The sequence below is a fragment of the Rhodococcus sp. 114MFTsu3.1 genome (assembly GCF_000383555.1).
Classification (GTDB): domain Bacteria; phylum Actinomycetota; class Actinomycetes; order Mycobacteriales; family Mycobacteriaceae; genus Rhodococcoides; species Rhodococcoides fascians_E.
Genome location: NZ_KB911554.1, coordinates 206,037 through 226,300, shown reverse-complemented (window position 1 = coordinate 226,300; position 20,264 = coordinate 206,037). Strand labels below are relative to the sequence as shown.

General features: G+C 64.5%; 19 protein-coding genes. 12 read left to right on the top strand and 7 right to left on the bottom strand.

Features of this window, described 5'->3' with window-relative positions; all coding sequences use genetic code 11:
• The coding region (locus H292_RS0119390; protein ID WP_020112486.1) for a DUF222 domain-containing protein at positions 1–614 on the bottom strand (614 nt) is incomplete at its 3' end.
• 232 nt (positions 615–846) lie between these two features.
• Between H292_RS0119390 and H292_RS0119385 the strand changes: the two genes are divergently transcribed.
• The 3 genes from H292_RS0119385 to H292_RS0119375 all read left to right on the top strand — a co-directional run bounded on the left by H292_RS0119385 (position 847) and on the right by H292_RS0119375 (position 3,769).
• Positions 847–2,121 carry a sensor histidine kinase gene (locus H292_RS0119385; protein ID WP_231383878.1) on the top strand — a complete coding sequence of 425 codons (1,275 nt, stop codon included), beginning with the start codon at positions 847–849 and terminating at the stop codon, positions 2,119–2,121.
• Between the two features lie 4 nt (positions 2,122–2,125).
• A complete protein-coding gene (locus tag H292_RS0119380) occupies positions 2,126–2,779 on the top strand; it encodes a response regulator (RefSeq protein WP_020112485.1) in 654 nt (217 codons plus the stop codon).
• Positions 2,780–2,854: 75 nt separating this feature from the next.
• Positions 2,855–3,769: a TIGR03564 family F420-dependent LLM class oxidoreductase gene (locus tag H292_RS0119375; protein WP_020112484.1), complete on the top strand. Its 915-nt coding sequence runs from the start codon at positions 2,855–2,857 to the stop codon at positions 3,767–3,769.
• On the opposite strand, the gene H292_RS0119370 is transcribed toward H292_RS0119375, so the two are convergent.
• Both H292_RS0119370 and H292_RS0119365 read right to left on the bottom strand, forming a co-directional pair.
• Positions 3,756–5,276, bottom strand: coding sequence for a metallophosphoesterase (locus tag H292_RS0119370; RefSeq protein WP_020112483.1), 1,521 nt, complete (start codon positions 5,274–5,276; stop codon positions 3,756–3,758). The two genes, H292_RS0119375 and H292_RS0119370, sit on opposite strands and share 14 nt — an antisense overlap.
• A 72-nt stretch (positions 5,277–5,348) precedes the next feature.
• Positions 5,349–6,146, bottom strand: a complete 798-nt coding sequence (locus H292_RS0119365; RefSeq protein WP_019667005.1) for an IclR family transcriptional regulator — start codon at positions 6,144–6,146, stop codon at positions 5,349–5,351.
• 151 nt (positions 6,147–6,297) lie between these two features.
• Between H292_RS0119365 and H292_RS0119360 the strand changes: the two genes are divergently transcribed.
• Genes H292_RS0119360 through H292_RS0119340 form a run of 5 tightly spaced genes read left to right on the top strand, consistent with a single transcriptional unit; the run spans position 6,298 to position 11,246 of the window.
• The gene (locus H292_RS0119360; protein ID WP_020112482.1) at positions 6,298–7,170 is read left to right on the top strand and encodes an isocitrate lyase/PEP mutase family protein; all 873 of its coding nucleotides are present in this window, start codon (positions 6,298–6,300) and stop codon (positions 7,168–7,170) included.
• Between the two features lie 59 nt (positions 7,171–7,229).
• On the top strand, positions 7,230–8,474 hold the full coding sequence (locus H292_RS0119355; RefSeq protein ID WP_019667003.1) for a 3-isopropylmalate dehydratase large subunit: 1,245 nt from the start codon (positions 7,230–7,232) through the stop codon (positions 8,472–8,474).
• A gap of 1 nt (position 8,475) precedes the next feature.
• Entirely contained in the window at positions 8,476–9,060 is a 585-nt protein-coding gene (locus tag H292_RS0119350; protein ID WP_020112481.1) for a 3-isopropylmalate dehydratase, read from the top strand.
• Positions 9,057–10,382 carry an MFS transporter gene (locus tag H292_RS0119345; RefSeq protein WP_051127773.1) on the top strand — a complete coding sequence of 442 codons (1,326 nt, stop codon included), beginning with the start codon at positions 9,057–9,059 and terminating at the stop codon, positions 10,380–10,382. Before H292_RS0119350 ends, H292_RS0119345 begins: the two co-directional genes overlap by 4 nt.
• A gap of 24 nt (positions 10,383–10,406) precedes the next feature.
• Positions 10,407–11,246 carry a DUF72 domain-containing protein gene (locus H292_RS0119340; protein ID WP_020112479.1) on the top strand — a complete coding sequence of 280 codons (840 nt, stop codon included), beginning with the start codon at positions 10,407–10,409 and terminating at the stop codon, positions 11,244–11,246.
• Here the strand turns inward: H292_RS0119340 and H292_RS0119335 are convergent, their stop codons facing one another.
• Both H292_RS0119335 and H292_RS0119330 read right to left on the bottom strand, forming a co-directional pair.
• Complete coding sequence (locus H292_RS0119335; protein WP_019666999.1) at positions 11,247–11,831, bottom strand: hypothetical protein; 585 nt, start codon at positions 11,829–11,831, stop codon at positions 11,247–11,249.
• Positions 11,832–11,944: 113 nt separating this feature from the next.
• Positions 11,945–12,700, bottom strand: coding sequence for a GTP pyrophosphokinase (locus tag H292_RS0119330; protein WP_019666998.1), 756 nt, complete (start codon positions 12,698–12,700; stop codon positions 11,945–11,947).
• A gap of 495 nt (positions 12,701–13,195) precedes the next feature.
• Here H292_RS0119330 and H292_RS0119325 point away from each other — a divergent pair, with 495 nt between their 5' ends.
• The 3 genes from H292_RS0119325 to H292_RS0119315 all read left to right on the top strand — a co-directional run bounded on the left by H292_RS0119325 (position 13,196) and on the right by H292_RS0119315 (position 15,269).
• Positions 13,196–14,290 (top strand): serine hydrolase, encoded by a 1,095-nt coding sequence (locus tag H292_RS0119325; RefSeq protein ID WP_020112478.1) that lies wholly within the window; start codon positions 13,196–13,198, stop codon positions 14,288–14,290.
• Positions 14,287–14,760, top strand: coding sequence for an ArsR/SmtB family transcription factor (locus H292_RS0119320; protein ID WP_020112477.1), 474 nt, complete (start codon positions 14,287–14,289; stop codon positions 14,758–14,760). The genes H292_RS0119325 and H292_RS0119320 overlap by 4 nt, the downstream gene beginning before the upstream one ends.
• Before the next feature lie 77 nt (positions 14,761–14,837).
• The gene (locus H292_RS0119315; RefSeq protein WP_020112476.1) at positions 14,838–15,269 is read left to right on the top strand and encodes a DoxX family protein; all 432 of its coding nucleotides are present in this window, start codon (positions 14,838–14,840) and stop codon (positions 15,267–15,269) included.
• A gap of 46 nt (positions 15,270–15,315) precedes the next feature.
• Here H292_RS0119315 and H292_RS0119310 read toward each other — a convergent pair whose 3' ends face one another.
• Entirely contained in the window at positions 15,316–16,071 is a 756-nt protein-coding gene (locus tag H292_RS0119310) for an SDR family NAD(P)-dependent oxidoreductase (protein ID WP_020112475.1), read from the bottom strand.
• A gap of 169 nt (positions 16,072–16,240) precedes the next feature.
• Here H292_RS0119310 and H292_RS0119305 point away from each other — a divergent pair, with 169 nt between their 5' ends.
• On the top strand, positions 16,241–16,933 hold the full coding sequence (locus tag H292_RS0119305) for a hypothetical protein (protein WP_231383877.1): 693 nt from the start codon (positions 16,241–16,243) through the stop codon (positions 16,931–16,933).
• Here H292_RS0119305 and H292_RS0119300 read toward each other — a convergent pair.
• Positions 16,923–20,234, bottom strand: a complete 3,312-nt coding sequence (locus H292_RS0119300) for a BTAD domain-containing putative transcriptional regulator (protein ID WP_027498934.1) — start codon at positions 20,232–20,234, stop codon at positions 16,923–16,925. The genes H292_RS0119305 and H292_RS0119300 overlap by 11 nt on opposite strands.
• Between the last annotated feature and the right edge of the window lie 30 nt (positions 20,235–20,264).

Here is a 20,264-nt window from a genome sequence, read left to right as displayed (position 1 = left end):
GCGGCGGCCGCGAACTCGTCCGGACCGAGCTCGCGAGCCAGCTGCGCCAACTGCCGCTCCGCGCTCGCCCGCGTCTCGACATCGCTTTTGCTGCCCAGGCGCCGGAAGAACTTGCGGATCACCTCCTGCGGTTCCTCGTCGAGCACCCCCTCCTGCGCGGCAGCAGCTGTCGCGGGCAGTTCCGGGGCCAGACGTTCCCCCGTCATCGCTGTGCGGGTACCGAGGGTCTCCGCCAAACGGATACGCTGCCCAGCCCGCCTGCGGGAGATCCGCAGCAACACCGCCAGAGCGTCGGGGACCGATCCCCAGATGTCGTCGAGACCACGCAGATCCATCAGATCCGCCAGCCAGGTGTGCGACTGCCCGAACAACGACCGCGTCACCGCCTCGGTACGCACCAACACCGCACGCTGATCCGCCGTGCTGGCGCCGCGCATGTTCATCCGACTCAGAATCTCCACCTGACGCTCCAACGTCGCCACCACCTGAGCCAGATACGCCGCCTCGATCGGCAACACCGACCCCGTACTGTCGACCGCCGCGTCACCGACCGCCGCGTCACCGACCGCCGAGTCGTCGACTGCTGTCCCCGAACCCTCATCCCCCATGAGCATGACACCACGATAACCAGACCCACCGACAAGTTTTCGAACACACGTTCGCATGAATAACGCTGTGCAAGTTGAACTTTGAACGACCCGTGGTGTAGCTGGCCACACCTTCGGCATGGTGGCCCGCACCCTCGATTCGTCGGCCCTGACAGGCAAGGCTGAGTGCATGACAACTCTGGTGGAGATCGAGGCAGTGGATACTGAATCAGCCGGAACGGGAGAGAGGGCGAGATCGATGACGAGCCTGATACTGCGCGCGCCGATCGACGGCCGCACCTGGCGCGAGGGCGGCTATCTTCTGGTGAGCTCGATGCTGGGAGCGCTGGGTGCTGCGTATCTGTTCGTCGGGTTCATGTTCGGAACGGTCCTCGTCGTACTGCTGGTGGGTATTCCGATCTTGGCTGTGGTCATTGTCGGAGCGCGTGCGTGGGGTGTTGCGTTCCGTCTGCTGTCGGATCGACTTCTGGGTACGCACGTGCCTGCGCCGCAGCCGTTTCGGTGGCAGGGCGTGGTCGGGTCACTGGCCGCTGCATTGACCGATCGGGCGGGATGGCGTGCGATCTTGTTCATGGTCATTCAGTCGGTCGTGGCGCTGGCGAGCGCATTCGGAGCATTTCTCTTTCTTGTCATCGCGCTCGCGATGGCGTTGTCTCCGGTCGTCGGAGTTGTCTTCGATCCGACTCAGCTCGACAGCGACGGCAACGTGCGGCATTCGTTCGTGTCGTTCGGCTCCGTCTACTTCGACACCTGGCCGCAGATGATCGTGCTCGTTCTGCTCGGAATCGTGTGCCTCTTCGTTGCACCGTGGCCGATCAGACTGCTGGCCGCTGTCGAGCGCTTCCTGATCGAGGCCTTGCTCGGTGAAAGCGAGTACGACGTACGGGTCGCACAACTGGAGACGACGCGCGCTGTGGCGGTCGATGATTCGGCCGCGACGTTGCGCCGGGTGGAACGAGATCTGCACGACGGAACCCAGGCACGTCTGGTGACGATGGCAATGGCTTTGGGGCGAGCCGAGGACAAACTCGCACGAGGCGAGGACGCGACAGAATTGATCACCGCCGCCCACGGCACGGCCAAGGACGCGCTTCGCGAACTCAGGGAGGTCGTTCGCGGTATCCACCCGCCGGCATTGGATCTCGGGCTCGAGGCGGCACTGAAGACACTCGCGGCTCGGTCGGCCGTGCCGACCGTGCTCTCGGTTCACCTGGGGTCCAGGCCCAGCAGGAGTGTCGAAACGATCGCGTACTTCAGTGTGGCGGAACTCCTGACCAACATCGTCAAGCACGCTCATGCGTCGACCGCATGGATCTCGGTCCGTGAGGAGCAGAACCGGGTTGTCGTCGCCGTGCGGGACAACGGAATCGGCGGAGCCGTACCCGGTGCCGGAACAGGAATCACCGGGCTGGAGTCGAGAGCATCGACGGTCGACGGAACGATGACAGTGGCCAGTCCGGCAGGTGGACCGACGGTCGTGACCCTGGTGCTGCCGATGACCGAGAAAGGATGATGTCGTGAGAATCGTCATCGCCGAGGACAACGTCATCCTGCGGGATGGTCTGGCGCAGCTGCTGATCGAACGTGGCAACGAGGTGTGTGCGGCAGTCGGAAACGCCGAGGCGCTGGAGGCCGCCGTCGACGAGCATCGTCCCGACGTCGCGATCATCGACATCAGGATGCCGCCGAGCTTCACCGACGAGGGTCTCGTCGCGGCAGTGGCACTTCGACGCCGACGCCCGGAGACGGGGGTCATGGTCTTCTCCCAGTGGGTCGAGACGCGCTATGCGGCAGAGCTGTTGGCGGACAGGGCGTCGGGAGTCGGGTATCTGCTGAAGGATCGTGTCGCCGACGTCGGCGAATTCGTCGAGGCGTTGGCTCGCGTCGCGGCGGGCGGCACCGCTCTCGATCCCGAGGTGATCACCCAGTTGATGGGCGCCAGCAAGCGGCGGACGTCGTTGGACAGGTTGACACCCCGTGAACGGGAGGTGCTCGCATTGATGGCACAGGGTTTGACGAACTCTGCGGTGGCGTCCAAGCTGACAGTCTCCGAGCGGGTCGTCGAGAAGCATGTGGGCAATGTCTTCGCCAAGTTCGATCTGCCTCCCTCGGATGCGCAGCACCGTCGAGTGCTGGCCGTGCTCGAGTATCTGGACGGTGTTCGGACGTGAACGCGGATTGAAATCAGGCTGAGCGAAAGTCGCGAACCGGGAATCCAGGGGCCTCGCCGACGGGTTGTCGGAAGAATGACTATCGGAGTTGCGCTCAGCACCAGTGACGAGGGAAATGCGGTCGACGACGTGGTCCGTCAGGCGACGGTCGCGGCGTCCGCGGGATTCGATTCCGCGTGGTTCGGGCAGAGGTTCGACTACGACGCGATCACCCTGGCCGGAATCGTCGGACGGGAGGTTCCCGCGCTGAAGGTCGGTACCTCGGCTGTCCCGATCTTCGCGCGTCATCCGCTGTTGGTGGTGTCGCAGGCGCAAACCGTACAGGCTGCGACTCAGGGGCGGTTCCAGCTCGGTCTGGCATTGGGCGCACCCGACCTCGTCGAGCGAGCGTTCGGCGTGACCTACTCGAAACCCGTCGACCGGGTTCGTGAATTCCTCACCGTCGCCAGATCGCTCGTGGAGACGGGAACCGCCGATCATCACGGCGAGTTCATCACCGCCGCGCCGCCGTTGCCGACCACCGTGGCCGGCGCCGGCACGGATCTACCATTGCTCGTCGCTGCGATGGGACCGCGGGCGCTACGGGCCAGCGGGGAACTCGCCGACGGCATCCTGCCCTTCCTGGCCGGTCCGCGGGTACTCGACACGAGCATCGTTCCCCAGGTGAACAGGGCTGCCTCCGGCGCAGGCCGGAAACCGGTCCGCGTCATCGCGTTCGTTGCCGCGCTCGTCACCGACGACGTGGACGCCGGCCGGGCCGCCGCCGAGGATGCCATGTCCTTCTACGATGCCATCCCGTCGTATCAGCGGGTGGTGGCCGAGGAAGGGGTGGAGCGGGCGGCCGAATTGGTACTGGTCGGATCCGCAGCCGACGTGAAGGCAGGAATTCAGCGCTACTACGATGCAGGTGCGACGGAAGTCGTTGTCACGCAATCAGGTCTGCTCGGCCCACGTACACAGGAAGACACCTGGGCGGCTATCGCGCGCTGACGGCTCGGGGAACGTCGGCGCGGAGTGTGAAGTCGGTGACGAATTCTCCGTCCTCGGGGACGAATCGGCGTCGGGGATCGTAGTTCTCCACGTCGAACCGATTCAGAGCAGGTGAATGTGTCGTGACGGCCATCTGTCCGCCGTCGACGTCGAATTGCAGGAGGCGTTGGAAGCCTGTGGCGCGTTCGCCGTCGACCTCGAAGTACTGGTAGTCCGCGAGGAGTTGGACGACGGTGCGGCCGGTGTCGTCGACCTCTCTGTCGACGACGGTGGCCTGCCCGTCGACATGCCCCGACAACACGAGGAACACCGATTCGTACGGCTTCACGAGGCGGTTCCAGATCTGTTGACCCGAGCTGGCGCCGATGTCGCCGAAGGCCATCAGCTTCTTCTCGCCGCCTTCGTCCAGGTAGTAGTGGGTGCCGATCACGACGTTCCGATCCGGATGATCGTCGAGAACCTGCTCGGCCCACTTCATGACCTTCTCGGGCGGGTTGTATCCGATGTAGAGCATCAGGAACTTCGCGCCTGCGATGTCGATCAGGTCGTAGTGTGCCGAATTGTCCTTGGCCGTGAACGAATCACCCCACCACGGCTGATCTCGGTATCGCTGAGGGCCGAAGTATTCGTTGTACAGAGCGTGGTTCTGCTCGTGCATTCCGGGCACCAGTTTGCCCGCGACATTCCACAGGTTGTCGTGGTTGCCGGGGAGCACCCCGTGCGGAACACCCGCATCCTCCAGCCGCTTCATGGACTCGCTCGCAGCCTCGAATTCGATGCGCGACTGCGCATCCGGACGGCCGGGGCTGATCCAACTCTGGATGATGTCCCCCGTGTGCATGCTGTAGTCGATGCCGTACTTCTCGGCATTGTCGACGGTCCACTGCGTCATGTCGTCGTAGACGGTGGGATCGTCCCGCGAGATGTACTGGGTGTCACTGATGTGTTGCAGCGCGAAGTCGTAGGTGCCCGGCTCGGCGAAAGCGCCGTCGGGAGAGGCGTTGTCGTCGACGAAGGACCGATCGGCGCGGGGGCTGTCGATGATCATCACCTCGACGTCGCCGTCGATTCCCGTCACGGGCGCCGCGAGAGTGATGTCGCCCCCGCTGGTGTCGGGGCGGGCGACGGCGACGGCCTGCCCCCAGGAGTCCGACCCGGGTGCGCGCACATGCATTGCAAGATCGTTGGTGTTGACGGAGGTGCCGTTCCACGTGAGAACAGCGGACTCGACTCCGGGGGCGAACGTCGCGGTGTAGCGGAGGTACGGGAATTCGTCCCACGCCGATGTTCGGGAGGCGGAGCCCGACGACTCCTCGACACTCGCGGTGCCGTCGCCCACTCCGGCGACCATGTCGGCGGACACCGCCTCCGGAACGGAGGTGAGTCCGAGGGCGGGTACCGCCGTGGCGGGTGCCTGCGACCGGATCTCGCCGGGGGCGGCCACGGCGTCGGCGCCGACGAGAGCACACGCGAGCAGGAGAGATCCGATGGTCGGGGCGGCCTTCACTCTGTCCAGGCTACCGACGCTCGGGAGTAGGTGTCGGGGGCGAGAGTGACGGCCCGATCACGGACCGAAACGTCACGTTCGCTGAGGTAACGCCTCGGCAGCACGCGTCAGCCGGGTGGCAGCGTCGCGAACGCGTTCGATCTTCCGGTCCAGGGCTTCGCCTTCGAATGCCTCGACTCGTCCGCCGATGCTGATGGAGGCCACGACGGCTCCTCCTCGTCCGAGGATCGGGGCGGCGACAGCGGCGACGCCGGTCAGGTAGTCGGAATTGCTCACGGAATATCCGGCAGTTCTGACGGCGTCGAGGTGCTCGCGCAGGCGGGTTGCGTCGGTGACGGTGTGTTCGGTGAATGCGTGCAGATCGCTCTGTATCCACTTGTCACGCAACGTGTCCGAGTTGGCGAGCATCACGATGGGGCCTGCAGCAGCGTGGTAGGGCAGCACCGAGCCGATGTTGATGCCCGCGACCACCAACGGATTGTTCCCTTCGAGCCGATCGATGCACACGGCACCTTCCTCGGCGGGAACCATCAGGTAGGCGGTGTCCCCGAATGCGTCGGCGAGTTGGGTCATATACGGCCGCGCTGCCGTTCGGATGTCCAGGTTCACCAATGCCGCCGAGCCGATTTCGAACACCGGCATCGCGACGCGGTATGCCCCGTCCGCCGTCCGGTCGATCCACCCAGCGTGAACGAGAGTGGTCATCAAGCGATGCACCGTCGTCTTGTTCATCTCGCTCGCCGCGGTGAGATCTCCGAGAGTCCAGACCGGGCGGGAGGCGTCGAAATGCTCCAGCAGAGTGCATGCCTTGAGGACGGCTCCGACGATGTCCCGTCCCGCCTGGGTGTCGGACTGGAAGGGCGCAGCCACTGGTTACTCGCTTTCGGGGGTAGTCCGTGATCGGTCTGGCCATCATACGAACCGGCGTCTTCGGGGTGCCGTGTTGACATGTGACCCGGACCACTCTAGCTTCGTATCACGAAATACGGAACTCATTCCGCAATACGGAACGGACTCAGTGATGACGGCTTCGACACCCACCCTCAAGGACCTCACCTCCGCCGGACTCGTCTACGCCCCCGGGGTGTGGGACGGTCTGACGGCCAAGCTCGCCGAGCAGGCCGGATTCGACGCACTGTGCGCGTCGGGATTCGCGGTGTCCGCTGCGCTCGGACTCCCCGACGCCGAGCTGTACACCATGTCGGAGAACCTTCAGGCCATCAGGACCATCCGGGAAACCTCGAAACTTCCCCTGGTCGCGGACATCGACACCGGCTACGGCAACGCCGTCAATGCTGCACGAACCGCGACGAAGTTCGTCGACGCAGGCGTGCAAGGAATGTTCATGGAGGACCAGGTGTCTCCCAAGTCCTGCCCCATCTGCGTCGGCGACCCGGTGGCACTCGTCGACGTCGAAGAGGCGACGGGCAAGATCCGTGCCGTGCGAGACTCCACACCCGACACGGTGCTGCTCATCGCGCGCACCGATGCTCGGGGCGACGACGCGATCCGTCGTGCGCAGGCATACGTCGAGGCGGGCGCGGACATGATCATGCCCGTCACCAAGACGTTCGAGACCATCGAGGAATGGGAGCGTTGCCACGACGAGGTAGGCGTTCCACTGATGGCCACGCTGACGGCGTCGACCTGGACCGAACGCGACTTCACTCCGGAAGTGCTGGAGCGCATCGGAGTTCGACTCGCCCTCTTGCCGACGCAGGTTCTCATGGCGGCAACCGGCGCCGCGCAAACGGCACTGCGGCGCCTCGCCGGGGGCGAAGCTCCCGCCGCGGTCAGCGCCGACGCACTGTCGCACCACGAATTCGTCGACCTCATCGGCTTCTCCGACGTCGAAGCCAAACAGCGCAAATACCTCCCCGAGGCTGCCAAATGAGTCCCCACCCGACGAGTCCCCACCCGACGAGTCCCCACCCGACGAGTCCCGGCTACACCATGACCGAGAAGATTCTGGCTCGCACCTGCGACAGCGAGACGGTACGCGCGGGTGAGAATCACCCGGTCCGTCCGGCCCGCATGATCGCCTACGACTTCCCCGGGTACACCGACGTGATGTTCCGTCAGATGCGGGAGGACTTCGGCATCACCGAGCTCGAGGATCCGAGTCGGTACGTCGTGTTCATCGACCACATGTTGACGAAGAACAACGACAAAGAAGCCGAGGTCCACAAGGTCACGCGTGACTGGTGCGAGTTCTACGGGATCGAACTGCACGAAGGCCGCGGAATCGGCCACCAGCTGACGGCCGAACTGGGACTGGCGATTCCGGGCGACTTCCTCGTTCATTTCGACGGCCACATCAGCGGCGTCGGAGCGTTCGGAGCGCTCGGGTGGGGAATCCGACGCGATCTCATCGAGGCATGGGTGACCGGGAAGGTGTACGTCGACATTCCAGCCACCACACGGTTCGATCTCGTCGGTGAATTCTCCCCGGGCGTGGACAGCAGAGACCTCGTCCACACCATCATCGATCTCGTCGGCGCCGACGGATGCGCGCACCAGGTCATGGAATTCGGCGGTCCCGGCGCTCGGTCGATGAAGATCGATCACCGTCAAGGACTGTGCGGCATGGCAATGTTCACCGGTGCAGTGTCCGCGGTGTTCGAGCCGGACGAGACGTCGTTGGCGTACGCGAACACGGTTGCACGCCAGAGCTTCGAGCCGGTTCACCCCGACGCCGACGCCGTGTACGCGGCCCGGCACACCATCGATCTGTCGGAGGTCGTCCCCCGCGTCGTACAGCCAGGCTCGGCGCGCGCCGCGAACACCATGACCGCGAAGGAGGCCGCCGGAACGCCGATCACCAAGGCCTTCATCGGATCCTGTGCGAGCGGGCGCATCGAAGACCTTCGTGCCGCTGCCCTGGTGCTCGACGGCAACACCATCGCCCCCGGCGTCGAACTGAACGTCGTCCCGACCTCGCAGCAGGTACACGAGCAGGCCGAGCGCGAGGGAATTCTGGACGTACTCCGATCCGCAGGGGCCACCATCGCGGTGTCGAGCTGCGACTTCTGCTTCGGCTATCAGAAGCCACTCCAGGCAGGTGAGAACTGCATCTCCACGGGAGTTCTCAACATCTCCGGCCGGATGGGTAGTTCCGACGCGAACATCTACATGGGATCGCCGTACACGGTTGCGGCGAGTGCCCTGGCCGGAACCGTTCGAGAATGGAGTTCATGACGTGAGTGCCTATCCACCACCACCCGACGTCATCGAGGGACGAGTCGCCTGGATCTTCGGCGACGACTTCGACATCGACCTCGTCGTCGGGGTCTCCAACATCAAGTCCTACGACCCCGACCACCTCAGGTCTGTGTGCATGCACGCCTACGACCCGGGGTTCGTCGACCGAGTTCGGCACGGAGACATCATCGTCGGTGGCCGGAACTTCGGATACGGTCACCCGCACTACCCGCCGATGGTCGCGCTGCGCAACGCCGGAATCGCAGCGATCGTCGCCGAGTCGTTCTCGCCCGGATTCTGGCGAGGCGAAACGTTCAACGGGATGCCGCTCATCACCGTTCCCGGAGTGTCCACCGCCGTGGCGACGGGTGATTCCGTGACACTGGACTGGCGCTCCGCGACCCTCCGCACCGACGACGGAACCGAACTCGTCGGCTCGCCCCCGAACCCCAGGACCGTCGCCGTCATCGAGGCCGGCGGATCCTACGAACTCCTCATCGCCGAGCACCAACTCGCACAGCAGTCACTCGCACAGCAGTCACTCGCACAGCAGTCACTCGTACAGCAAGGACAGCCGACATGAATAATGCGCCGCACCCATCCACGAGGACCGACGTGGCAATCGCCGGAAAGTCGAACACCACCGCCAGACGGGCCGCGATCGCCGGCGGCGTCGGAACTCTGATCGAGTACTACGACTTCGCGGTGTACGGGTTCCTCGCCGTCGTCATCGCTCCACTGTTCTTCCCGTCCACCAGCCCGGGAGTGTCGATCCTGGCAACACTCGCCGTGTTCGGCGTCGCCTACGTCGCACGTCCCCTCGGCGGCATCTTCTTCGGCCGCCTCGGCGATCGACGTGGTCGGCGATCCGCTCTGGTCATCACCGTCGTCTGCATGGGCATCGCCTGCGGCATCCTCGGGCTGCTTCCGACGCACTCGTCCGTCGGCTACCTCGCTCCGGTTCTGCTGGTGATCATCCGCCTGGCGCAGGGGTTCTCGGCCGGGGGTGAGATCGGCGGCGCCGCAACGTACATCGCCGAGTCCGCGCCGCCCAACCGTCGGGGATTCTTCGGATCGTTCACGCCGATCGGTTCGACACTCGGATTCGCCGTCGCCGCAGCGGTTGTCGGTCTGGTCGCCCTCGTCACCACCGACGAGCAGATGTCGTCCTGGGGATGGCGAATTCCGTTCCTTCTCGCTCTGCCCCTGGCTGTCGTCTGCCTGCGGGTGAGGTTGAAGCTCGAGGACAGTCCCGAATTCGAGGAGATGGCCGAGAAGAACCAGGTCACCAAGAGCCCGCTGTCCGACGTGGTGAAGCGCAACCCGTGGTCGGTGCTGCGCGTCGTGGGTATCGCGATCGCGATGAACGGGTCCGGGTACATCGGCCTGACGTACTTCAGTGTGTACCTGATCAACGATCTGGGGTTCTCCAAGGACGCGGTGTACTGGACATCCGCGATCAGTATTGCGTTGGCGTGCGCCACGTTCCCCCTCAGCGGCATGATGACCGACAGATTCGGCCGCAAACCCGTGCTGCTCGCCGGATACCTCGCGTACATCGTGATCGCATTGCCCGCGTTCATGATTCTCGGTGCCACGGCCAGCATCGTCGTCGTCGGAATCGTGTACTTCGTCTACATGGTGCTCAACGGCGTCGTCCAGGTACCCGCGTTTCCTCTCTTCACCGAGCTCTTCCCCAGGTCCGTTCGCTACACCGGAGTCTCGCTCGGTTTCAACATCGGCACCATCGCTGCCGGTGGTACTGCTCCGTACGTCGCGGCGCAGCTCGTCGAATCGACCGGCAACGCCATGTCTCCCGCATACTGGGTCATGGGTGTCTGCGCGATCGGCGTCGCCACGGTTCTCACCATTCGCGAAACCGGAAAGACAGCCCTGCCGGTCTGATGCGGTGAGGGCATACTGATTCGCATGACGCGACGGGTACCGGACACATCGACGCCGGCGGTCAGGGTCGGCATCTCGGGTTGGACGTACGCACCGTGGCGTGGTGACTTCTACCCCGAAGGTCTGGCACACCGCCGAGAGTTGGAGTACGCGTCGGAACGGCTGTCCTCCATCGAGATCAACGGAACGTTCTACGCAATGCAGAAGCCGGCGAGCTTCGTGAAGTGGCGTGACGACACGCCGGAGGACTTCGTGTTCTCCGTCAAGGGCGGGCGGTACATCACCCACATCAAGAGGCTCGTCGGCGTCGAATCCGCTCTCGCCAACTTCTACTCGACGGGTGTGTTGAGCTTGGGACCGAAACTCGGTCCATTTCTGTGGCAGTTGCCGCCCAACCTGCAGTTCGACGCCGGTGCGCTGGCTGCGTTCTTCGATCTACTGCCGCGCACGACCACGGAGGCCGTGGCTCTCGCGGGCCTACGGGACGACAAGCTGCCCGACGACAGGGTCAGTCTCGTGATCGACGGTGACCGCCCGTTGCGTCACGCACTCGAGGTACGGCACGACAGTTTCCGATGCGACGAGGCCGTCGAATTGTTGCGAGAGAAAGATGTTGCGTTCGTCGTCGCCGACACTGCCGGACGCTACCCGTTCATCGATACGCCGACGTCGGACTTCATGTACCTCCGATTGCACGGCGACGAGGAACTGTACGCGAGCGGTTACGACGATGCCGCCCTGGACAAGTGGGCTCATCGCATCGCGCAGTGGACAGCCACGGGCCGAGACGTCTTCGCGTACTTCGACAACGACGTCAAGGGCTTCGCTCCGTTCGATGCGATGAGACTGCGCGAACGTATCTGACTACTCGAACTCCATTCGGACCGAGCTGGCGCAGAAGTACAGGAGAAGCACGAATCCGTTGATCGACACGACGATCGGGGCCCATACGAACACGGTCATCATGGGGCTGAGACCGTCTTCGACCACCACCCAGACGGCAATCACCGTCGTGAACAGTGTGCAGAGCGCGACGTGCGTCGCGAGCATCCACCGGCCCAGGAAGAAGCCGACGAACATGCCGATCTCGATGAAGAACGCAGTCTTGGCCAGGGTGATCGCGGGTGGTGTGGTCGAGGAGAAGACTGCGAGGAAGATGGCGATGTCGGATCCGATGACGAATACGAAGGCCGGGCCGATGCGAGGCCACGGCGACACCCACCACCACACTGCGGCGGCGAAGGCGAACAGCATCGATGCCCACGTGACGGCTACTCCGGCCGTGGTGGCGGGGGCGTACCCCGACGCGAGTTCCAACGCCGGGATGATAGCCATGCTCAGGGTCGCGAACGCCAGCACACGTTTGACGATCGTCGTGATCGCGAGCGACGCCATCGCGTCGACGACCCACTCGTACCGCTCTTCCAGCGTGTCGCCGGCTGCCGACATCCCGATCCCCCGATTCTGTACGGTCCCGCGATCGGAGTCTGACACACCAGGAGGGGGTCCTACGGCGAAACCGGTTCGGTATCAGTCGATCACGTCCACGATTCTGTGACGTGTCACAGTGATCGGGTGCCGTCGAGCATGGCGATCAACAGTTCGCGGGGCAGAGCCAACGGCGGCATCGAGTTGAGGTGGATGGCGTCGTCGGACTTGTCGTTCTTGAACTCGGCCACCTCGTCGTGCAGCCGCTCCATTGTGACGTCGAGGCGGTTGGCGCTGTCCGCGGCCTCGGTGAGCTCGGCCAGCAACGGCGCCGGAATGGTCCCGGAGTACTTGTAGAAGATCTTGTGTTCGAGGCTCGCCCAGAAATCCATCGCGATGGTACGGATCTGCAGTTCCACCGGCACCGGTTGGATACGGTCGCTCATGAACACCGGAATCTCGACGATGAGATGAAGGCTCTTGTAACCGTTCGGTTTCGGCGTCGCGATGTAATCCTTGACCTCGAGTACACGCACGTCGGTCTGGCTGCCGATCATGTCCGCGATGCGGTACGTGTCGGAAATGAAGCTGCACGTGATGCGAATGCCCGCGATGTCGACGATGTTCGACCGGATGTCGTCGAGGGTCAGCGGGCAGTTCTTTCGTCGAGCCTTGGTGATGATGCTCTCGGGGGTCTTGAGCCGTGAACCGACGTGCTCGATCGGACTGTACCGATGGATGTGGGTGAACTCCTCCTTCAAGATGTTGATCTTGGTCATGAGTTCGTCGATGCCGAACTTGTACCCCATCATGAATCGGGTGAAGTCGTTCCGGAGCCGGTCGAAATCCGGCACCGCCTGGGGTTCGTCGCCCGTGGCATCGCGTTCCATGCCCTCGATTGTCCCTTACCGGGCCGGCGGCCCTAGGTGCGGTGGGATCCGCGTGAGTCGAAGCTCGCGTCCGCGCATCTCGGGCCGAGTGGCGGGCTGAAGGTGACATCTCCGCAGGTGCGGCACGCGTGGGTTCGATGGTGCCCTCGTCCGCAGGAACACGCCCTCGACCCGACCAGTACGGTCCGTGGGCCGAGGGCGTGACCGCGAGCGCACCTGCACGGTGCGTTCTCGACCCATCGATCGCCCAATCGATGGAGGGTTCCGCTGCCGTCATCACCCTCCGCTGTCGTCATGCGCCGCCGCGTTCTTTCCGGGTGAATCCATGCTTGCCACCGCCTGCTCGACGTTTGGACCGTCCGGAGCCGGGGGACTCCAGGACGGCCCACTCAGAGTAACACGCATTCGAACATATGTTCCCATTGAACTTGCTTACACTGTGTCCTAATCTGAAATTACGAAATTACGAAATTACGGAATGACAGAGGGGTCACGATGCGTCGAACCATTGCTGTATCCGCAAGCTGCCTGGCTCTACTCGTGTCGACGGGGTGCACGTCCACATCCGGCACCGACAGTGCGCCGGAGCCGGACGAGTGCACGCCGGTGACGTCGACGGATCTGAACACCGAGGACGGGTGGTTGGGTCTGATCGGTCAGGCGCCGGAGTCCGTGAGCCTGCTGGTCGACGACGGCAGTGGACGCACCGTCGAACATCGCGCAGAGGAGCAGCAGCCGCTGGCATCGGCCGTGAAAGTGGTCCACCTCGGCGCCTACGCTCGCGCAGTCGCCGTAGGTGAACTGGACCCGGACGAGCAAGTGCCGCTGTTGGATTGGGAGCGGTGGTACGTACCGGGAACGGACGGCGGAGCGCACCCGGCGGCGCTGGAACGGCTGGGGATCGCGAGCGACGGCACCAGCGCGACCGATCTTGCCGGCACCGTTCGGCTGGACGACATCGTCTCCGCGATGATCCAGGAAAGTGACAATGCCGCGCCGGACTACCTGCGCTATCGGCTGGGTGACGACGCGCTCACGCGTGCTGCCGCGGCCGGAGGGTGGGAGAATTTCCAGGCTCCGACACTCGTGACGCAGACGCTGTCGTTGTTCGATCCCGCGTTGGGCGACGGTGACACGTGGGCGACGGCGGAGAGGTGGGCCTTCGATCAGCAGTTCCGTGTGGACGTGAGTGCAGGCCTCGAACTGCCGTCGTACGATCAGCAGGTCGACGGGGTGCAGGAGCGGTCGGCGCAGGGATCGGCTGCCGAACTCGCCGGGTTCTATCGCGCGATCGCCGACGGAACTTTCGGTGACGGTAGCGATGTCGCACTGCGGCAGCTCGAATACCGACCCGCGCCCGACGGTGCCGCCGGAATCGGGTTCAAAGGCGGCAACCTGCCGGGCGTCCTGACGCAGGCATTCGAGCTACGGCGGGACGACGGCACCGTGGCGACGGCGGTGTGGCTGATCGACTCGTTGCCTGCCGATCGGTACGAGGCAGCTCTCGCCGGCTTCGGGAACCAGCAGACGCTTATCGTCGACGCGCTGAGCTCGCCGTCGGGCTTCGACCGAATTGCCTGCGCAGTGTGAGCGGGGAGTTCGAGGCCAGACTCGCCGAGTTGGAGGCCAGGGTCGCGGAGCTGGAACGCCGCGAAGTCGGTGCTCCGACAGAGAAAGCTGCCCCGACGGGCGGTGAGATCGCGTACCGCGGCGACGTCCATCTACACGGGGACGTGACATGGGACATCGGGTATTCGCCCGACGGGGTCCTGGACCTCTCGGTCGCGCGTACGACTGATGTGCTTGCTGCCCTTGGCCATCCCGTCCGATTGCAGATCGTGAAAGTGCTCCTGCGGGGACCGGCCAACGCGTCGGAACTCCAGGAGGCCGTCGGGCTCGGGTCGACGGGGCAGGTCTACCACCACCTCAAGGTGCTGGGCTCGGCCCACATCGTCGAACAGCATGGGAGAGGTGAGTACCGAGTCGGAGCGAAGAAGGTTGTGCCTCTGCTCGTGTCGATGCTCGCCGCGGCGGACATTTCGGGCGAACTGGGTATCTGACCGCGTCGTGCGATGAGTTTCCGAGCCGGGCGGTGTCGGTACAGGCACACACTCCCCCGCGAGCATCGGAGAAGACAATGGCCTCGAACAACACACAGACCGAGAACGTGACACCGACCGTCCCGTCCGGCTCCCGCACTGCCGCACGCGCCGGGTGGGTGCTGACGGCACTCCTCGCGATCTTCCTGATCTTCGACGGAGTGACCAAGTTGATCAATGTGCAGCAAGTGCGGGACGCGACGGTCGATCTCGGTCTACGCGAGGAGATGACGCCGGTCATCGGTGTCGTTCTGTTGGTCAGCCTTGCATTGTTCCTGGTGCCGCGCACGGCATTTCTCGGCGCGGTACTGCTCACCGGCTACCTCGGTGGAGCGGTCCTGACCAATTGGAGGGTCGACAAGCCACTGTTCAGCACGGTGTTGTTCGCGGTGTACGTCGGGGTCGCGGTGTGGGCGGCGCTCTACCTCCGCGACCCCAAGGTGCGTCAGGTCATGCCGTTCGTGCGCTGATGCACCGTCGAGCGGACGGAATCGACTGCGGTGACACGGCCCGGAGCTACTGGGCTGCGTAGCCGCCGTCGACGAGGTGGTAGCTGCCGGTGATGAAGCCTGCGGCGTCGCTGGCAAGGAAGGCAACGAGGCTGGACACCTCTTCGGAGGTGCCGAGACGACCGAGAGCGTGCTTGGCCTCCAACGCCTTTCGCGCATCCTCGTCCATGTTGGCAACGAGGAGCGGCGTGCGGATGAAGCCGGGGCCGACTGCGTTGACGCGAACGCCCTGTGCGCCGTACTCGAGCGCAGCGTTCTTCGTCAGACCGAGCAGGCCGTGCTTGGATGCGACGTAGCTGGCCGAGTTGGCAATTCCGACGCTGCCGAGGACCGAGGCCATGTTGACGATGGATCCACCGCCTGCTGCGGCGATGGCCGGGATCTGGGCCTTCATTCCGTAGAACACCGCGTTGAGATTGACCTCGATGACCTTGCGCCAGCTGTCCACCGACACGTCGCCGACGGGGAGGGGTTCGCCTCCGATGCCTGCGTTGTTGACGGCGATGCGAAGCGGAGCCAGGTCACCGGCCGCAGCGACCATGGCCTTCACGTCGTCCAGGTTCGCAACGTTGCCGACGAAGGCTGCCGCGGTGCCTCCGGCTGCAGTGATCTCGTCGGTGACGGCCGTGGCGTGGTCTCCGTCGAGATCGGCGACCAGTACCGATGCTCCGTTCGCCGCCAATTCCAGTGCAACCGCGCGGCCGATTCCGGAGCCTGCTCCGGTGACGATCGCCGAGCGATCTGCTACATCGTACGTGGCCATGACAACCCATCTCCTCGTGAATCGAAACTAGTGGTAGTTGAACCTAGAACTACCTTTCTGTAAAGGTACAATAGTTACGTCGGCTTACTTATTCCGGGTTGCGGCTGATGTGAGCTGCCGAAAGTTCTCGCCAAGTGGCGACCAAGTGCGGTGGGCGACGCTGTCGACCATGAACATCACACCTTCGCTCCTGTACAGGCTGAGCGGTATCGCCGTCGTCGTCGCCTTCGTCTTCAACTTGATCGGCGGAACACTGCATCCGGTCGTCGGCGGATGGGCGCATTCGGTGGAAGCGCTCAGCGAACCCTTCAACCCCTACGCGCAGTACTTGCTGCTGATCGGGACGCTGCTGCAATTCCTCGGGCTGCCCGCCGTCTACGTCTGGGTGTCCAGGAAGACAGGACTGCTCGGCCTGATCGGATTCGCTCTCTACTTCTTCGGTGGGATGCTCGTGATCCTCCCGCATCTGACCGTCGAAGCGTTCGTCTCGGTACCGATAGCCGCCAAGCACGAGACCGCTCATTTCCTCATCCCGACGGACGATTCGCTGTTCGCCGATCCGGCATTCCAGAACCTGCAGTTGTTCGCGGGCCTGGTCTTCATGGTGAGCATGCTGATCATCGGAATCGCGCTACTGAAGTCTCGTGCAGTACCGCTGTGGATCGGTGCGGTGATGACGCTCGGCGGACTGATTCTCCTGACGCCGATCCCTCAGGCCCCGGTTCTGTCCGGGCTCGTCACCGAGATCCCCCGCGGCCTGGCCATCGCAGCAATCGGAGTCCTGATGATCAAAGGCAACAGCTCAGGAGCGGACACACGCGGCCTGCAGTCAAGTTCACGAGTCGACGTAGCTACCCGATGACGTAGCTACCCGATGACGTAGCTACCCGATGACGAAGTGACTCGAGGAGGGCATCGGAACGCGCTCGGAGCTCCTCGGCGGCAGCGGTGTCGCCGAGGGCTTCGGCCGTTGCCGCCAGGGCGGAGTCGACCGTGCCCGCGTAGAAGGCGCCCGAGTCGAACCCCGCGATCCGACCCGAGAACGGTGAGAGCTCGTCGTGCAGTTTCGTGGCCGCCTCCAGGTCACCGAGCCTCGCTGCGGCGCGGGCCGCGTGGGCGGTCATGCCGAGCCAGTGGTAATCCCTGTCGTACGGCTCCGCGTCGAGCCAGAGTTCGCGTGCCCTGTGCTTCTCGCCCGAGTCGAGCAATGCCACGATCAGCGGGTACCGGACGCTCTGGGGGCGCATGTTCTCGATGGCGCTCAGCTCGTCGACCATCGGTGCCAGATCGCCCAGATACGTTGCCACGCCCAGTCGTCCGATCATGGTGATCAGATGGGCGATCGCGCTGCCGCCGGCGACCATCTGGGCCGCTGCCTCGGAGTATCCGCGCAGCGCACTGTCGGTGCGGCCGGACGCGATGTCGCAGGCGGCTCGGTAGATCCGGACGACGCCCAGCATCTCACCCAGCTGCTGCCCGCTGGCGTGGATTATGACGGCGGCGGCGCTCGCGTCTGCTTCATCCAGTTCCGTTGCGGCACAATGAGACAAGAATGCATAGTAGTGACCGAGAGATTGATATGCAGGGTCGGCTACCGCCGCACGCAGCAGTTCCTCGCTCGTCGCGAACAGAGTGTGCGCCAGATCAGGACCGAGGGTTGCGTAACCGTACGCATTGAGTGCCCGGCACAGAACGGCGTCGTTCTGGGACAGTCGGGCGTGACGCACCGCATCCGACGCCGCGGCGACTGTCTCGGCGACATCGTTGCCCTCTATCTCGAACACGAGCGTGCTCAGCAACAGTGCGCGATCAGCCACACCGATATCGGCATCCAGCAACAACGCTCGAACGGGGTCGACGATGGACGCATCGACGACGACATCGGGCCGGATGGACCACACGACCGGCGCGGACCAGGACGTGAGAGCGTCGATCGACCGGCGACGCCCGAGGTGCGTTGTGGTCCCCGGTGCCGACGCGATGTCCACCGCTCGGCGCCGTCGACGTCGCGCCGACGCCGTATCGCCCGCCCGCGCCAACGACCCGACGTAGGGAATCAGGATGTCCAGCAGGTCCGTCTCGGACCCGTCGACGGCGCTCTCGTGCAGTTCGACGGCGGAGCTCCACAGTACGAGCGCCTCTCGGTGCGAACCGAATGCTGCAGCCCGCCTGGCCGCGTCCACGACGAAGGGCACGAGCGTGAGTGCTGTTGTGGGAGTTGCGGACAGTGCAGCATGGTGAGCGAGAAGTGCGGGATCGTGTGGTGTTCGGGCTGCGAGCACTTGTAGCGCATTGCCGTGGAACCGCGTGCGTCGCATCAGCGGCAGTTCCGTGTACAGCGTGTCGCGGACGAGCGCATGGGTGAAACGTAGTCGCTCCGAGTCGGTCTCGGTGAGAAGGCCGGCAAGGACTGCCGGCTCCAGTGCGTCGATCAACTCGTCCTCGGTCCTGTCGCTCATCGCGGAGAGCACGGAGAGATCGACGTCGCGGCCGAGAACCGATGCGCGCCTGAGTGTCAGCACGCTGTTCTCGGGAAGTCTGGTGATGCGCCGCCGGAGGACTTCACCGATCTCCACCGGAATCGAGGAGCGCGCCGCGGCTGCACCTTCCGACACGATCAACCGAGCGAACTCACGGACGAACAGTGGATTGCCGTCCGTTCTTTCGGCGAGCACGTCGAGTACGTCCGCGTCCATGTCCGTGTAGCCGGATTGCTTCGCGACTTCCGCTACACCACCGGGAGTCAACCCCGTCAAGCGCATCTTGGTCGACGGAGTGCCCGCCGTTGCTGCCCACACCGTGTCCAGCTCGGCCGATACCTCGGAGGTTCGATACGTCGCGACGATGAGCACCCGCGCACCCCTCGGAGCGAGAATCAGGTGCCGGAGCAACTGCATGGTCAGCTCGTCCGCTCGGTGGCAATCGTCGAAGACGAGTACGAGCGGTGCAGTTGCCGAGAGACGGGTCAGATAGCCGATGAGAGCCCGTGCCAGCCAGAATGTCTCGACGGCGACATCATGGGACGCCGAGCCGGGATCGAGTATCTGCCGCAGCTTTCCGGGGACTGGCGCCTGCGACCGAAGGGACGCGAGAACTTCGGACCACGGCCAGCCCGGCGGTGTCCCGTCGACCTCCGGGCACGACCCCCATGCCGCTGTCCATCCGCGGGCAGCCAAGTGGTGCGCGACGGTGTCGGCAAGTGTCGACTTGCCCTGGCCCGGCTCGCCTCCCAGCCAGACGATGTCGAACGAGCCGTGTTCGACACCACGGGCAGCATCGAGGACGACCTGCGTTTCCTCCGGTCTGCAGTTCACCACCGGGGCCTTGGGCGCGGGCGCAGGGAACGACACACGGGCGGTAGCGGCGTCCACCACGTGCGGTGCATCGAGCGCGGGATCCTGGGCAAGGATGGCGCGTTCCAGTGTGCGCAACTCGGGGCCGGGGTCGATGCCCAGTTCGTCGGACAGGTATCTCCTCGCCCGGCTCAGGGTATCGAGGGCGTCGGCCTGTCGCCCTGCGCGGTACTGCGCCAGAGCGAGGATGTGGACGGGGCGCTCACGTCCTGGACTGTCGGCGACGTGCCTCCCGAGATCGGCGATGACGACCGTGGGTGCAGCACCGAGATCCAGCAGCGTATGCGCCCGTTCTTCGACTGCCGTGCTTCGTAGTTCGTCGAGACGTGCGATCTCCACTGCAGCCCAGTGCGTGTCCGCGAGACCCTGATACGGGCTACCCGACCACGACGCGAGCGCACGATCTAACCTTCCGAGCCGAGATGTCGGGTCGCTCTCGCGTATGCCGCCGACGACCAGGGATTCGAAATGCCAGACGTCGACCTGCTCGGTCGGAAGGACCAGCCTGTATCCCGGCGCGGAGCTGACCAGAACCGTCGCCGGCGTGCGAGGCCTGCGGTCGGGCTCGAGGGTCCTGCGAAGATTGGACACGTGAACCTGCAGGGCTGCCAGCGCTTTGGGGGGAGGTTCACCCGACCACAGATCCTCGATCAACAGATCCGTCGACACCACCGAACCCCTGGCGAGGACGAGTCGCGCCAGTACTGCGCGTCGGCCGGGGCCGGCGAGGTCGATGTCGCGATCGTCGAGGCGCGCACGCATCGGACCCAGCACGCCGATCGTCAGCGTGTGGGTGGGCACAAGACTCATGTCGCGGAAGTCAACGCAGCCGGTTCCCGA